The following is a 19,189-nucleotide window of genomic DNA, read 5'->3' on the forward strand; positions in this document are numbered from 1 at the left end:
AAAATATTTTGAGATAATATGTTAATGATTTGATTTTCGATTATAAATATACAACACTATTAAGTTATAAGAAATATTTAAATTATTAATAAATTGTAATTTAAAGGAGTGGGTGTTTTCACATGATTAATTGGTGAAATTTGTCTATGTATCAAGAGTTTTGTTTTTTTTGTCGGTGAATAGGATGTTAAATTTTACTTGTTTTCGCTTATATAATACGTTTTTTGCAAAAATTTAACGAATTGTTCCAAATCCAGGGAGAACTAATTTTTGAATTCAAATTTTAAAAGAAAAATTGTTACATGACTTTTGTTTGGTTACTCTTAATTCTAAATAATATAGGTTTTTTTTCAAGAATATTATTGGATTAGTAGATAATCGAGGAAACGACGAAAAACGAAAAGCTGCAATTTCTTAATGCAGAAATAATTTAAAGGGAAAATGAGATCATAAAAAAGGAGTTTGGTCTTGCTTTTTTACCAAAACTAATCACGCTTATGATGGTGGTACGTAATATACTAGTACTTTTTACGATACTTTTTGGCTTGGTAAGAATTCCTTCTGCTAGCGCCCAAATCGTAACGACAGACATGCGGATCAGTATGGCTGTCAATAATTCTTCTCCCAATGTAGGTGAGACAATCGTATTGACCTTATCTGTCCAAAATGCAGGAAACGCACCTGCTTCCGGGGTAATTGTTGCTAGCCCTTTACCGAGTGGGCTCACCTATGCCAGTGACAATGGCGGTGGCGACTATGACCCATCCACAGGGAATTGGGGGATTGGTATCATGGGCGCTGGGGCAGCTGAATCCTTGGAGATTACGGCAGAGGTGAATCCTATGGGTAATTATACGGCATCAGCATCTGTAAGTGCCAATCAGAACGATGATTTTCCAGGGAATAATACGTCGAATGTTACGCTATCTCCTGTAGCAGTAGCTTCTACTGCACTTTTGCAGACCGTTTCTGAAGAAACGCCTCAGATAGGTGATGAGGTTACGTTTACGATCACACTAAGCAATGAGGGTCCCTCCACAGCTACAGGCGTATTGGTAGAAGGGGTGTTGAGTAATGGGCTGGAGTATATATCCAGTAACTCAAGTTCCGGAAGTTTTGACCGTGAAGCGGCAAGCTGGACAATTAGTGACTTGGCAGCAGGAAATCAAGCAATACTAAATGTAGTAGCCCTTATCCTGCAGCCCGTTAACGGAGATGTATCCTATCAACTTGATGCAACTATTTCTTCGCAGAACGAAGTAGACCCTGATGCCGAGGATAATAGTTCCTCTGTCAGCATATCCCCTGTAGCGAATCCATCATGGCAAATTTCGAAATCAGCCACAGTTTCATCTTATGCCGCACCGGGAGATCAAGTCGACTTTAATATAACGCTTGAAAACACAGGAAATGTAAATATTGGGGAGATTGACTTGACAGATGAGCAAGTGGATGAGGCACCGGTGCTTGTCAGTGGGGACACCAATAATGATGGGGTATTGAACCCCCAAGAGTCCTGGACGTACGAGGCTACTTATACCGTAACCCAAGCAGATATTGATAATGGAAGCATTACCAATACCGTAAGTGCCACGGGGAATCCCCTCCGAGGTGATCTTACGGATACTTCTGATGAAGTGACCGTGGATGCTGATCAGGATCCAAGTTGGGTCTTAACCAAAACTAATAGTGGCACTTTAGATGAATATACGAATCCGGGTGATGAACTGACCTATGACATAACGGTCGAAAATACTGGAAATGTATCGATCAGTAGTGTGCAGGTAAACGATCCTTCCGCGACCAGTGGTCCTGCATTTGTTTCAGGAGATGCTAATGGAAATAGTGTATTGGATGTGGGCGAGTCTTGGACCTACACGGCCAGTTATATTGTAACTCAATCTGATATTGATGCAGGAAGTTTTACCAACACCGCTACTGCGTCCGGAGATCCAGCAGGTGGTTCATTGGATGCTGCTACCGACAGTGCAACTGTTCCAGCTGTCCAAACTCCCTCGTGGACACTCACTAAAAACAGCTCAACTAGCCCGAATGAATACACAAACCCGGGGGATGAACTTACTTATCAAATAACAGTTGAAAACACAGGAAATGTATCGATCAGTAATGTACAGGTAAATGATCCTTCTGCGACCGGTGGCCCTAATTTGATTGCTGGTGATGCAAATGGAAACGGTGTGTTGGATGTGGGAGAATCTTGGACTTATGAAGTAAGCTATATCGTTACTCAAGCCGATATCGATGCGGGAGGATATACCAATACCGCTACTGCCTCCGGTTTGCCTGCAGGGGGAAGTTTGGATGATATAAATGACAATGAAACCATTCCTGCAGTTCAGTCACCTTCATGGACGATCAGTAAAGACGCCATTACCACTGACGGATATACTAATCCGGGAGATGTAGTGAATTATGAAATCACCATAGCCAACACAGGTAATGTCTCCATCCATGATGTGGATGTGCTCGATGCCCAAGCCACCAATGGCCCCACCTACAGTACTGGAGACAATGACAGCGACCAAGTTCTTGATGTAGGGGAAGAATGGACCTTTACAGCCAGCTATACAGTGACGCAAGCGGATATTGACAATGGAAGCTATACGAATAGCGCTACTGTTACGGGTGAGCCCGCAGGAGGAGATTTGGAGGATATTTCAGATGATGAAACTGTCCCTGCCAATCAGGAACCTGCTTGGAGCATCGAAAAGAGCACCGGGGAGATCAATTATACCCAAGTGGGCCAGGTATTGAATTACACCATCGAAGTGACCAATACCGGGAATGTTTCCATTTCAGGGATTGACGTAACAGATCCCGAAGCTACCAGTGGGCCCAGTTACCTGTCCGGTGATGATGGTTCAGATGACATTATGGCTCCAGGGGAGACCTGGCAGTTTTCAGCTACCCATGAGGTTACCCAAGAAGACCTTAACAATGGATCATTTACCAATACCGTGACGGCAGAAGGAACTCCCGCAGGTGGAGAGTTGGACGTAGCCAGTGATGATGTGACTGTTCCAGCGGTAAAAGATCCCGCTATCAGGGTACTCAAAGTGGCCGACAAAAGTGGCTATAGCCAGGTGGGCGAAGAAATCACCTATACGGTGTATGTACAAAACAGTGGAAACGTATCGCTTTCGGATGTCATTGTTGCCGATCCATTAACAGACTATACCGATAATATCGATGTGATCAATTCTGGGGAGACCATAGAATTTACCACCACTTATACCGTTACTCAAGATGACATTGATAATGGAAGCATAACCAATACTGCCTTCATTACAGCCACCGATCCGGATGGCAATGAGCTTCCGAGTGAAGACAGTGAAGTCATTAATGCCTCCCAAACCCCGAAAATTTCCTTAAGCAAAAACACCGATAAAACCAGCTATGACGCAGTAGGAGAGGTTATTACCTATGAAATAGTGGTGGCCAATACTGGAAATATCACCATCGAAAACCCAGTGGTCAATGATCCACAGGCAACTACTGGCCCCACTTACACCTCAGGTGATGATGATGGCGACGGAGTCTTGGATGTGGGAGAATCCTGGGTGTATACGGCGACTCATGAAGTGACCCAAGGAGATATCGATGCAGGAAGCTTTACCAATACCGTCACTGCAAACGGCGATCCAGCAGCGGGCACACTTCGGGAAGAAACCGCCAATGAAACAGTGGATGCAGACCAGCTACCTGAATGGACCATAGCAAAGACCAATACCAACATATCCAATTCCTATGCACAGCCTGGCGACGAGCTGACCTATGATATCGTGATCGAAAACACTGGAAATGTTTCTATCAATAATGTGAGTGTTTTTGATCCCAAAGCTACCTCCGGTCCCACTTATGTGTCAGGTGATGACACGAATCCGGATGTCTTGGATGTTGGCGAATCATGGACGTATTCGGTCACCTATTCGGTGACTCAAAAAGACATTGACAATGGTAGTTATACCAATACTGCTTCTGCCAGCGGCAATAGCATAGGCGGGACACTGCCAGAGATTTCTGATGATGAAACGGTTCCCGCCGACATTTTACCTAGCTGGAACATCACCAAAACTGTTGCTCAGCCTACCTATCAAACTGTAGGGGAAAATGTGGTATTTACCATTGAAGTGGACAACACCGGAAATACTTCGATTCTAGATCCACAGATTGATGACCCTTTGGCTACTTCTGGACCTACTTACCAATCAGGTGATGCAGATAGTGACGGACAAATGGATCCGGATGAAACCTGGATATATCAGGTGACTTACCAAATTACCCAAGCGGATATCAATAATGGCAGTTTTACCAATACGGCCACAGCTTCTGGAGATCCGAGCAATGGTACTTTAGATGATGTCACCGATGATGAGACCATAGATGCGGTGCAAATAACCGAATTGAGCATAGATAAATCGGTGTCGCCAACGACCTATGATACCCCCAGTGAAGAAATCCAGTTTACCATCGTGGTGACCAACACCGGGAATATGCCGATAGATAATGTGGTGGCTACAGATCCTATGCTGGGCGTGAATGAATCCATCGGTACACTTCAGCCAGGAGAGAACAGGACCATTACGATACCTTATACCATTACCCAGGAGGACATAGACAATGGTAGTATTTCTAACACGGCCACTACTAATGGGGATGATCTTGATGGAAATCCCGTGGATGATAGTGACGATGCTACTGCGAATGCTGATCAGAATCCTGATATTTCCATCGAAAAGAGCCTTGAAGGCTTAGGATATACCGGAGTTGGAGATGAATTGCACTATACCCTTACAGTGACCAATACGGGAAATGTCACCCTAACGAACGCGGTGGTAACAGATCCACTGACAGGGTTAAGCCAAACTATACCAGAACTGGCACCGGGGGAAACGGTAGAGATCCCAGTTACCTATACTGTCACACAAGAAGACGTCAATAACGGTTCAGTAACCAATGCTGCCGAGGTAACTGCCGATGATCCCAATGGTGACCCTGTATTGGATGAAGATGACATCACCACAAATGGGAGCAAAACAGATGAAGTGAATATTGTGAAGACAGTGGATGAAAGTGCTTTTTACCAAGCAGGGGATACCTTACATTATAACATCACTGTCATCAATTCTGGAAATGTTGAAATCTCGAATGCTACGATTACCGATCCACTTACAGGATTTACCGAAACGGTGCCGGTTATAGCACCAGGCGATACCCTCAAATATACCACAGAGCATATTGTGACGCAAGAAGAGGTGGATGGAGGAACAGTAGTGAATACAGTTGAATTTGATGGAGCTGATCCTGATGGCAATGAGGTAATCGACAGCGATGAGACGACCACCAATGGCGCCAAAAATCCAGAATTGACAGTGAATAAGTCCTCCCAACAGGAGGACTACACGAGTGCAGGTGAAGTCATTACTTACACCATCACTGTTACGAACACCGGTAATGTGACCTTAACAGATGTGGTCGTTACAGATCCACTGACAGGTTTGAATGAAACCATTCCGACATTAGCTCCTGGGCAAACAGTAACCTTCACGGAGGAATATACGGTCACCGAAGAAGATATCACTAACGGTTCCATTACCAATACCGCTACGGCAGATGGTCAAGATCCGGATGGGGATGATGTAATCGATGATGACAGCCATACCATTCATCCATCTGGGGAAGATAGGCCTGAATTGACCGTCACCAAAGAACTTGAAGAATACGGTTATAGTGATGATGGCCAAATTCTACATTACACCATTACCGTTACGAATTCAGGAAATGTCACGCTGTCTGACATAACGGTTACCGATCCGTTGACAGGATTGAATGAAACCATTACTTCACTGGATCCGGGCGAAAGTGAAGTGTATGAGTTGGAGTATGTGGTCACGCAGGAAGATGTGGATGAAGCAGAAATAAGCAATACAGCTACCGCCGAAACAACCAATCCAATTGTTCTGGCCGACAGTGATACCAAGATCATCTACGGTACACAGTCTCCAGATATTGAGTTAAGAAAAAGTGTAACCGAGAAAGGATATAAGGCAGTTGATGAAGTATTGACTTATACGATTTTTGTCAGGAATGAAGGCAACGTGACACTCAGCAATGTAGAAGTGACGGATCCGACCATGGGGATTGACCAAACCTTTGCCACCTTGGCTCCTGATGAACTGCAAAGGATCGACTTTACTTATACCGTAGTTCAAGAAGATTTGGACAGGGGCTATGTTGAAAATATAGCAAATGTCACCTCCACCGCGCCGAAGGGGGAAACGCTCACAGATGAGGATACTGTTAGGATTTTTGCAGCGCAGAATCCAAAATTGGAGTTGGAGAAAACAGCTTTGGAAACTTCTTATATCGCTGTCGGGGATGAGCTTAATTATACCATTACAGTACGCAATACGGGTAATACTTCGTTTTTTGACCTTGTCGTTACCGATCCACTGACGGGACTGGATACTGATATTGGCACCTTGGCACCAGGTGATGAGGAGATTATTACAGAAAGCTATACGGTGACCCAGGATGACCTGGACAATGGAAATGTCACCAATACCGCTACGGTGAATGCCACGGATTATGACGAAAATCCCGTGAATGAGGCCAGTACAGTTGTGGTTCCTGCTGTACAAAACCCTCAATTTACCGTTACCAAAACGCCAGATATAAGCGAATTTGATCAGCCAGGGCAATTGATCAATTATGACATCACGGTAAACAATAGCGGAAACATCACCATCAGCAATGTCAACGTAAGTGATCCTCAGGCGTCCAATGGTCCTGAATACCAGTCAGGAGACATCAATGATGATGGCATCATGGAAGTAGGGGAAACTTGGTTCTATACAGCTGATTATACCACGACACAGGAAGATGTGGACAATGGTGGATTTACCAATACCGTAACTGCAGTCGGAACACCAGCCGGAGGCAATCTCTCCAATGGGACCGCTTCTGCAACTGTTCCTGCTGTTCAAAGCCCTTCTTGGACAATTTCCAAAACCAGTACCACTTCACCTAATACTTACAGTGTACCGGGTGATCAGTTGACGTATGAAATCACCGTACAAAATACCGGTAATGTTTCTGTCAGAAACATCACCGTTGCCGATCCAGGAGCTGATAGTAGTCCTGTTTTGGAAGGTGGGGATGACGATGGGGACATGGAACTGGATGTGGATGAAACATGGATATTCGAAGCCGCCCATACGGTAACGCAAGCCGATTTGGATGCAGGAAGCTATACCAATACCGCTACTGCTTCTGGAAATTCAGCTGGTGGAAACTTAGCCGATATCACTGATGATGAAACTGTTTCGGCCACGTTAGATCCCGAATGGACCTTGACGAAAGTCAGCACCACCCAGCCCAATTCCTATAATAGCCCGGATGACCTGCTGAATTTCAACTTGCTACTGGAAAATACGGGAAATGTAACGATCAGCAATGTCCAACTAGTGGATGAGCAAGTCAGCGAAGGGCCTACTTATAGAGGTGGTGATGTCGATCAGGACAATCAATTGGATGTTGGCGAGACTTGGAACTATTCCGCTAAATACAGGACCGTGCAAGCAGATGTGGACAATGGCGACTTTGTCAATATCGCCACGGCATCAGGAACTGTTAGTGCCGGTACTTTGGAGGATGCGGTCGGTGAGGCTACCGTTCCAGCCATTATCAATCCTCAACTTACCATTACAAAATCAGTAGAGGAAACAGGTTTTACAGCGCCAGGGGAAGTACTCAATTACACCATAACTATTACCAATACAGGAAACCAGACCATTTCGGACGTGCAGTTGACAGATCCATTGACGGGCTTGGAAGAGAGCATTCCGGCGATGGCCCCCGGGAGTACCTTCACCTATAACGAAACGTATACGGTGACCCAAAATGACCTTGACGTAGGGACCATAGAAAACACGGCGGCAGTAAGTGGAAATGATCCTGAAGGAAATGAAATCACCAGTGAAGACACCGAAGTGATCAATGGCTCCCAATCTCCTGCGCTAGACCTGATCAAGGGCGTCTCTGAAAATGGATACATCAATGCTGGAGAGGTGGTGAACTATACTTTGGTCACCCAAAATACTGGCAACGTCACCCTTTTTGATGTCTCTATCGTGGATAGCCTGATCAACCTCAATATCCAGATCGATCAGCTTGATCCGGGTGAAAGACAACGCTTTGATGAGCCATATACCATTACCCAAGCGGATGTGGATCGAGGAGAAATCGCCAATACGGCTACCATCACTGCTACAGACATCAATGGCAATGAATTGACCGATTCGGATTCGGAATTACTTATTGGCACCCAGCTGCCAGGCCTCTCAGCTTCCAAGGCAAGTTCTACATCCAATTATGATGCAGTGGGGGATACCATTCAATATACCTTTACATTGACCAATACGGGTAATGTAACCCTTTCGGATGTTTTGGTGGAGGATCCCAATGCTGAAGTGATCAGCACCAATCCTGTTGCCTCAATTGCACCTGATGAAACGCTAGTGCTCAATGGCCGTCATATTGTCACGCAGGAAGACTTGGATGCTGGAAAATACACCAACCAAGCGACAGCGATTGGAGATGATCCCAATGGCAACCCTATCAGTGCTACTACCAATAAAGTGACTGTTCCAGCTATACAATCCCCACAACTGACCGTCACCAAAGGTACCACTACTGAGAATTATGACGAGGAAGGAGATGTGATCGCCTATACCATTACTGTGGAAAATACGGGTAATGTTACGATTACGAATATTAGTGTCTCAGATCCGAAGGCAGACTTCCTGAGTGAAACAGCTATTGCCCAATTGTCTCCGGGAGAAGCCATTACCTTAAATGCAGAACATGCCGCTACCCAGGCAGATATAGATGCCGGTGAGTATGCCAACACCAGCCAAGCAACAGGTAAAGATCCAAACAATAAAAATGTAACGGATAACTCCAATCAAGTCATCGTTCCGGCGGTCCAAAATCCAACAATGACTTTGGTGAAATCTTCCAGCAAAACTACTTATAGCGCTGTTGGTGAAATTATTCCTTATACGATAGTGGTCACCAATACAGGAAATGTCACGCTGCATGATATAGAAGTGACAGATCCAAAAGCCGAAATTACCACTGGTAGTCCAATTTCTAGTTTGGCTCCTGGGGCCACTACAGAAATCAATGCCCAGCATGTGGTGGTACAAGCAGATCTGGACCAAGGGATTTATCTAAACCAATCCATGGCCACCGGGAAAGATCCTATAAACAATACCCTCTCCGTGGTGTCCAATGAAGTTGTTTTGACTGCAATTCAAACGGCTTCCTTTGAAATTCGTAAAACCACTACCACACCTACTTATGATGCAGTGGGCGATGTGATCCTTTATGAACTGGAAGTGGAAAACACCGGTAATGTCACCCTTCACAATATTGTGGTCAATGATCCAAAAGCGGAAATAACCAGTGGAAACCCTATTGCTGCATTGGGGCCAGGAAAAATCGCTAAGCTTACTGCCGAGCATACCATCACGCAAGCGAATTTAGATGCGGGAAGTTATACCAATCAAGCGGTGGCCTCCGGCTTGGATGTGAATGACGAAAGGATTACTAATTCTTCCAATCAAGTTACGGTTACAGCCATTCAGTCTCCAGAAATTAGTATTACCAAAACGGCAGATCCGAAAAACTATGATACAGAAGGGGACGGAGTAAATTACACGATCGTCGTTACCAACACTGGAAATGTGACGTTGAGCAATGTCACTATTGTTGATCCGCTTACTGAGTTGGAAGAAACCATTGTGAGCTTTGCTCCAGGGGAGAGCAAACCCTATTCCACCTCCATCATCATCACGCAAGAGAATATTGATACAGGAGAAATCACCAATACGGCTTCTACTACTGCTTTTGATCCTACCGGAGAGGAAATCAGTGATAGTGATGATGAAGTGGTTACGGCCATCCAATCTCCGTCCATTGAACTGACAAAGGAAGCTGATAAATCGACTGTTTTCGAAGTAGACGAACAAATCAATTATACTTTTACGGTTACCAATAACGGAAACCTGACACTTACCGATGTGGTCCTTACAGATCCGCTTACAGGCTTAAGTGAAAACGTAGCGACCTTAAATCCGGGTCAAACCTTAACGTTTAACGACAGCCATGTAGTGACCCAAACGGATTTGGACAATGGCCAGATACCAAATACGGCAACCGTAAGTGGTACGGCTGCCAATGGTGAATTGGTGAATGATTCCGATAATTACTTGGTCACGGCTGATCAGATAGAAGCTATGGAAGTGGCCAAGCAAGGCGATCGCCATACGTATGATGAAGTAGGACAGGTCATAACCTATGAATTGGAGGTGACCAATACCGGCAATGTGACCTTGAGTAATGTGACACTGACGGACGCCCAGTTGGATTTTGAACAAAACCTTGGGGAAATCGCTCCTGGACAGACCAAGACCTATACAGGTTTGACCTATACCATTACCCAAGCTGATCTGGACAACGGTAGCTTCCTGAATACCACTACCGCAACAGGTCAGGCACCCAATGGAGACACGTTAAATGATGAAGATTTCTTCGAGGCAGATGCCTTGCAAGCCGGTGTAATTGGGATTGTGAAAACCGCCACGCCACGATTCTTTAACAATACCGGGGATCAAGTTACCTATTCTGTGAAAGTCACCAATGAAGGTAATGTTACACTGAGCAATGTACTGGTCACTGATCCAATTACCGGCCTCAGTGAGACGATCGAAAGCTTGGCACCTGGCGCATCGCAAACATTCAATACACGCTATACCGTTACACAGGAAAATGTAGACAACAGGACTTTATTGAATACGGCTACTGCTTCGGGCGAAACACCTGACGGGGAAGAAGTGAGTGATTATGATGAATTCCGTATTTACTCTTACGGAGTACCGGCCATAGAAATTACTAAAAATGCCAACGTCAGCATATTTGAGAAAGCTGGCGATGTCATAGAATATACACTTAAAGTCGAGAACATCGGAAACCAAACCCTTAAGGATGTAGTGGTGACCGATCCATTGACAGGTTTCAGTCAGATGATTGAAACACTGGCTCCAGAACAAATCGAGACATTCAGTACTTTCTATACCACTACCCAGGCGGATGTGAATAGAAGGGAACTGACCAATACAGCAACCGTTACCGGAACAGCACCGAACGGGGATGAAGTCACAGATAATGATCGGGTAGAAATAATTCCATTGTGGTCTGCCAGCCTGGATCTTCAGAAAACAGCTGATCCTTTACTGATCGGTCAGTCTGGTGAGGAAATCACCTACACTTTTGTACTTACCAATACCGGTAATATCACCCTCACGGAAGTCAGGATCACAGATTCCTTGATTGGTGCGGAGCAATTGGTAGGCACCATGGAGCCAGGAGCATCACAGACTTACACTGTCACCTATCAAACTACCCAGGCCCAAATCGATGATGGAAGAATAACCAACGTGGCCACTGCCACAGCGGTGGCTCCAAATGGTCAAAGTGGAACAGTAGAGGACAGGGCGATTGTTTTGGTAAGGCGATCGGGTGAAATCCAAGTGACCAAAACAGCTGATGTGGATACGGTACAGGCTGTCGGTGATGTGATCAATTATGCCATTGATGTGACCAACACCGGAAATGTTACCTTGACAAATGTGGTGATCACAGATCCTTTGACTGGGATGGAACAAAATATTCCTAGTATGGCCCCAGGCCAAATGGAGTCATTGTCTACGTCCTATACGGTTACCCAAGGAGATATGGATGCCGGAGAAATAGCGAATACGGTCACCGCCACCGGAACCACACCGGCCGATCGTCAGGTAGTCGATTCAGCTGATGCCTTGGTCATTGCAGAGAGAACGGGAGGTATAGAAATCGAGAAAGCTCCACAAATCGATTCCTTTAATGCCGCTGGGACATCCATCCCATACGAAATTACGGTCACCAACGGGGGAAACGTAACCTTAACCAATGTGCTCGTAAATGATCCACTCACGGGACTCAACCAAAACGTAGGAACAATACTCCCTGGTGCGAGTGAACAATTGTCAACTAGCTACCTCAGTATACAGGAAGATGTGGATGATGGACTGGTGAGCAATGTGGCCACTGCCCGTGGACGAACTCCCAACGGACTAATACTCATCGATTCAGACACCGCTAATGTACCTGCAAATCAGACTGCTGACATCGAATTAGTGAAAAGTGCAAATGTGGCTGAATACAATAGGGTGGGAGAAGTGATCACGTACACCTTGACCGTTACCAATACAGGAAATGTTTCCTTGAGCAATGGCACACTTAACGATCCACTTACTGGTGTAAACCTCAGTGGAGGGGAATTGGCACCTGGTGAAACCAAAGCCTTTACTGTTACCTATACCGTTACGCAAGAAGACATCGATAATGGATCCATTACCAATATCGCAGCAGTGAAGGGCAATGCACCGTCAGGTGAAAGAGTGGTCGATGTAGACACATTAGTAATCGATGCCCTCCAGCAGACTGCCATTGACCTGACCAAATCCAGTAATGTAAGTGAGTTTGATGAGGTGGGTGATGTGATACGGTACAGCCTACAGGTGACCAATACAGGAAATACCACCCTGGACAATGTCACGGTTACGGATCCACTTACTGGAATGGATCAATTCGTAGGAACACTTGCCCCGTCGAATAGCCAAAGGTTTATTACCAGGTATACCATTACGCAGAGTGATTTGGACGCGGGAGCAGTAACCAACGATGCGGTAGCCATTGGCACCACACCTGCTGATCAAACGATCACGGATAGTGCTGCCGTGACTGTCACCGGCGTACTATCGCCAGCCATTTCGTTGATTAAAACATCAGATGTAAGTAGCTACAACGCTGTGGGTGATGTGATCAATTATACCCTTACGGTAGAAAACTCCGGCAATGTCTCCTTGACTGCCGTTCAGTTGCAGGATCCGCTTACAGGTATCGACCAAAGCATGGATGATTTGGCACCTGGTGAATCTACCGTCTTGTCCGCAGCATATACCATTACCCAGGAAGACCTGGATGCAGGAGCCGTGATGAACACCGCGACGGTAAGGGCTGAAAGTAACTTGGGAGAGGCTGTTTCTGATGAAGATTCCGTAAATGTACAAGCCGTTGCACAGCCATCCATTCAACTTGAAAAATCGGCCAATGTGCTGGGGTATGATGCAACAGAGCAAGTCATTTCCTACACCTTGACAGCTACCAATACCGGTAATGTCACCCTTGATAATGTAACTATAAGTGATCCTCATAACGGTTTTGAACAAAATATAGGTGTTTTGGTACCAGGTCAAGACACCACACTGACCAGCACTTATGTGGTAGTTCAGGGTGATTTGGATAAAGGAAACATCACCAATTTAGCTACAGTAAATGGGCAGGATCCATTTGGGCAGGAAGTCAGCGATGAAGCCACCGTTGTAATTCCTGCCAATCAGTTGGTAGCATTGGATATCGATAAATCAGTGACACCAAAAACTTACTCGGAGGTAGGGCAGGAAATCACCTATACCTTGACTGTCGTCAATGAGGGCAATGTCACATTGAGCAATGTGGTCACAGATGACCCTAGGAGTGGCTTTAGCGAAGTTACTTCACAGTTGGCTCCTGGTGATACAGTGACCTTTACAGTGCCGTATCTAATTACACAAAACGATCTGGATCAAGGTCGTGTCCACAATGAGGCTACTGCTCAAGGAAACGCTCCTGATGGCACCACGGTAGATGATGCTGATATGGCTACCATCATTGCGCAACAGTCACCAAGCATCGAAATTGAAAAATCAGCTGATCCTAGACGATACAGTGATCCTGGAGATGTGATCACGTACACACTTGTAGTGACCAATGATGGCAATGTAACCCTACAGGGCGTAAATGTGAATGACCCGCTTACCGGCTTTAGCAGGTTTGTAGTTACGCTGGCACCTGGTGAAAGTAGAACGTTTACGACTACTTATACCATAGATCAAGGGGACATTGACGAAGGTACGGTGGACAATACAGCCACAGCAGATGGCAAAGCCCCTGATGGAGAAAGAGTGTTTGATAGCGATAGCCAAACCGTATTGGCCTTACAGGCTGGTGCCATTGAAATCGAGAAAACGGCCAATCCAAAAGTATTTGATACTGTCGGAGAGACCGTTACTTATACGCTGACCATAACCAATCCAGGCAATCTCACCCTTCATGATATTGAAGTAACTGATGACATTATAGGCTTTGGCCAGTCCATTGCATCCATGGCTCCAGGTACCTCACAGAGCTTCAATGTGGACTACGAGTTGACACAGGCCGATGTAGATGGGTTGATTTTGGTGAACAGCGCAAGCGTATCTGCCTTGACTCCTGATGATGAAGAATTGACAGATTCAGATAAGGCAACCGTAGTGGCGCGTGGCGAAGGGGCTATTGAAATAAATAAGGCGGCATCTGTTAAGGTTTACTTTTCCCCCGGAGAGGTCATTACTTACACCTTGGAAGTAGAGAACATTGGAAGCGTGACCTTATCGGATGTAACGGTAACTGACCCTTTGACCAATGTAAATCAGGAAATTGCAGTGCTTGCTCCTGGTGAAGTGCAAACCATTACAACAGATTATACCGTTACGCAAGAAGATATTGATCAATTATATATCACTAATACTGCAAGGGCAGAAGGCTTTACCCCTACGGGAAAAGTGGTTGAGAGTGAAGATCAGGTAAATGTTTTTTCCGTTAGGACAAGAAGTTCTGGAACGATAATCATCAATAAAACTCCTGACGTGAAAACGTTTGACGAGGCCGGAGATGTGATCACTTATACACTAGCGGTAACCAATGTCGGTATTGTGACCCTTCATGACATTGAGGTAGTGGATCCGCTGACTGGCTTTGATACGAACATTGCCACCATGGCACCTGGTGATACCTTGACCTATACGACGAGTTATGCTATCCTTCAAGAAGACTTGGATACAGGGCGGGTCGATAATACGGCAACTGCTACCGGATATACTCCTCGTGATATCGAAATTTCCGATAGCGATAATGCCACAGTGAGAGGATTACAGGCCTCGGCTATCCTTTTGGACAAAACAGCTAGTCCAAAGGTCTATCAGGTACCAGGTGATGTGATCACCTATTCACTGGTGGCCATTAACACAGGCAATACGACCCTGAGAGATGTAGTGGTGGCTGATCCATTGACTTCTTTCGAGGGAATTGAAGCGATTCTTTTGCCGGGCGATTCTGCTGTGTTTACGACTACCTATACCGTTACACAAGCTGATATAGATGAGGGAAGGATCACGAATTTAGCCGATGTCAATGCACTGGATCCAAGTGGTGTTAACATCACGAGTGAAGATGATGCACGTGTCATTGCACTAAGGCTTGGTAGATTGAATGTTGAAAAAGTAAGTAATACGCCAAATTACGCTGAGCCAAATGATGTGATCGATTATACTGTTACCGTTTCCAACACCGGAAATGCGACACTTATTTCTGTGGCTGTAACGGATCCATTGACAGGGATGAATGAGGTCATTCCACAATTGAATCCAGGCGAAAGTATTTCCTTTAATACGTCATACACCGTAAATCAATCAGATTTGGATCGGGGTGAAGTTAGCAACACTGCCGCGGCCACAGGATTGACACCGACAGGCAGGAGAGTAGAAGCTTCGGATGATGCTGTGGTGCCTGGTGTAGAAATGGGAGCCATATCACTGTCCAAAACACCAGATATGGCCGATTATGATGAAGTAGGCGATATCATCACTTATACACTGGAAGCGACCAATACAGGAAATGTAACACTGAATAGTGTAACCATAACAGATCCATTGACGGGATTGAATCAGGCTATTGGTAGATTGACTCCTGGTCAGGCTGTCGCTGTCGAAAGCGACTACAGGGTCAAACAAAATGATTTGGACAATGGTCAAATTATAAATACTGCAACTACGGCAGGTAACACACCAGCCGGGCAAGCCGTCAGGGATACGGCCAACGCCCAAGTAACGGCTGTCCAAACACCCACCATCAGCCTGACGAAAACGGCCAACAAGGATACGGTGGCCCAGGTGGGAGAAAAGATTACATACTCCTTGGAGGTAACGAACACCGGAAATGTATCGCTACATGACCTTTCCTTGGTAGATTCCATGACCAACTTCACCGAAACGGGAGCCTTGATGGCGCCTGGACTGACCGTGACATTGGAAGCTTCCTATGAAGTGACCCAAGCCGATCTCGATGCTGGTATGATCCAAAACATAGCCGTAGTGGAGGGCTATGATCCAGCGGAGGTACGTGTCAGCTCTCAGGACAGCGCAACGGTACAAGTCCGACAATTACCTGAAATATCCATTACCAAATCAGCAGATAGGGATACGGTGACTCAATCAGGTGAAGTTATCCAATATTCCCTCAGCATTATCAATACCGGAAATGTAAGCCTAACGAATGTTACGGTAACTGATCCATTGACAGGCCTTAATGAAACAATTGGCACGTTGGCTCCGGGTCAAAGCACTAATGTGGGAAGTAGTTATACCGTGACGCAGTCTGATATGGATGCAGGCACAATTGATAATACAGCAATGGTTTCCGGTACCTCTCCAGCATCCATTAGCGTGGAAGACGAGGATTCCTATCAAGTGGTTGCAGCCCAACAGGCAGCTATTTCACTGACCAAAACGGCCAGCCCAACAAGCTATGAAGAGGTTGGAGACGTGATCACCTACACCTTGACCGCTACCAATACAGGGACGGTAAGTCTTTCAACGGTTTCTATTAACGATCCCAAAACCTCCTTAGTAGAAGATGTAGGTACCTTGGCACCAGGTGAATCGGCCACTACCGAAACCACTTACACGGTAACGCAACTGGATCTTAATACCGGCATTATCAATAATGTGGCTAACACAACAGGCACATCACCGTCTGGAGCTAATGTTCAAGCAGAAGATAGTGCCAAAGCGATCGCCAGGCAATTGCCACTTATCACCCTCGAAAAATCTGCGGATAAGCAGGAAGTGCTCGAAGCCGGTGAGGTGATCACTTATTCCTTGACAGTCACCAATATCGGAAATATTGACCTTACAGCGGTGACGGTGACTGATCCGATGACCAATTTGGATGAAGCAGTAGGCAGTATGGTTCCTGGAGAGACGGTCACTTTAACTGCCCAGTACACCGTGACCATCAACGACCTTGCATCGGGCACGGCACTGATCAATACAGCCACCGCAACGGGAGAAGGCATCAATGGCCAATTGGTGGAAGATACGGACCAGGCAGAAGTCCAAATAGGATGTGCCGACAATACGTTGGTGACCGGCCGCATCTACCACGAACAAACGGGTGCACCGTTGACGAGTATACCGGTTATTCTGATTCCCGAGAACAATACTCCTGGTGAAGGTTTGATGGTGCTGACTGATGATACCGGACAGTATTCATTTGAAGGCGTAGGAGCAGGTCGCTATACATTGACGGTATTTGATAGGAATATTAATAAAACCCAACAGCTCTATCCTGTCGATGGCAATTCCAGAAACATTACCGTGCAAGTATGTTCTTACCTGACGTTTGACTTCGCATATGCAGCGACGGGTATTCCTGTGATCAATGGTTATGTGTGGTATGATCTGAGCGGTGACGAAACACAAAACGAATGGTTCGATGCCAATGGAGATGGCCTAGTCACTCAAAACACCCTGACACCAGGGGCTATCATCGATATCAGTGAATGGGAATGGTTTGACTTTAATGGAGACGGCAGCTATGAAGGCCCGGAGAACGATGGAGAATTGAACAAAGCGGGCTTTGGCAATCCCCAAGGAGCCAATATTGAGATAGAAGGGCCGAATGGATACTTCCGTAAGGCCACCATCAATGCATACGGCTTCTGGCAACATACCCTGGAGAATGCTGACCCTTTCGGCGAATACACCATCACCTTGGTTCCGGATAGTACTTTTGCCCAAAACGGCATAGGGCTAGCGGCCACAGGGCTGGTATCAATGCTGCCAAATAGCGGGGCAAGGCTCTCTGCGATCCAGGAAAATTTGATCTGTGAATTTACTACTGAGCAAGTGCTGGCCAAGATGGTAACACCGGGAGATGTTCCCGATTTTGACTACGGTCTGAGCTGTCGATTGGAAGAAGAAGAGATCATTGCCAATGATGATGACTTCGGAGAATTCTTCCTGAGCTATGATAACATAATGGGGAATGTACTGGACAATGATGCATACAACGGAGATCCTGCACAACCTGAAGATGTTACGATAGTGGTCACTGATGCTGACGGACTTTTGGGGCTTAATGTGGCAGATAATGGAAACCTCACTGTGGTGCCTGGGATCAATGAACCAAGGAGTTATGAATTGGCCTACGATCTTTTGGAAACTGGTGATGAAGAGAACTTCGATTCGGCTATCATTATTTTCACTTTGGTGAATGATGAAGTGGACCTCGCCATAACCAAAACTTCCTTTGATACAGAGATCTATGAAGGGGATGAATTTGAGTATGAGCTGGTAGTGACCAATAATCATGACAGCGACGCGACCAATGTCATCATCAGTGATGTGTTGCCAGATGAGTTGGCCTACTTGGGGTCTGAAATAACCACAAGCAGTGATGATATCGTCGTCAATACCAATGTGAATGGCCAGCAGCTGGCCTGGGCTATGCCAATACTTCCGGTAGGTGGGGAGGTAACCATCACCATCCAAGTAGAGGCGGGTAATCCAGCGACCATCACCAATTCTGCAGCGGTAGAGGCCTTCGAAGAAGATATTAATCCTGATGATAATACTGCGACGGATATCAATGAAATCAATCCATTCAGGATACCAAATGTGATCACGCCAAACAATGATGGCGACAATGACACTTTTGAAGTCCTCGGGCTTGGCAAATTCGAAACCAACAGGATTACTATTTTCAATAGGTACGGTGATCATGTCTTAGAGCGAGAAAATTATCAGAATGATTGGGATGCTCCTGGTCAGGTAGCTGGGACTTATTATTACATCCTCTTGTGCTACGATGAGGATGGTACAGAGCATGAGTTTAAAGGCTGGATTCAGGTTATAAAAGATTAAGC

The 19,189-nt window shown here is 45.7% G+C and carries 1 protein-coding gene; it reads left to right on the plus strand.

Features of this window, described 5'->3' with window-relative positions:
• The first annotated feature begins 497 nt into the window (after positions 1-497).
• The gene (locus FKX85_RS15050; protein ID WP_141615515.1) at positions 498-19,187 is read left to right on the plus strand and encodes a DUF7507 domain-containing protein; all 18,690 of its coding nucleotides are present in this window, start codon (positions 498-500) and stop codon (positions 19,185-19,187) included.
• The last annotated feature ends 2 nt before the right edge of the window (positions 19,188-19,189 follow it).

The organism is Echinicola soli (assembly GCF_006575665.1).
Taxonomy (GTDB): Bacteria; Bacteroidota; Bacteroidia; order Cytophagales; family Cyclobacteriaceae; genus Echinicola; species Echinicola soli.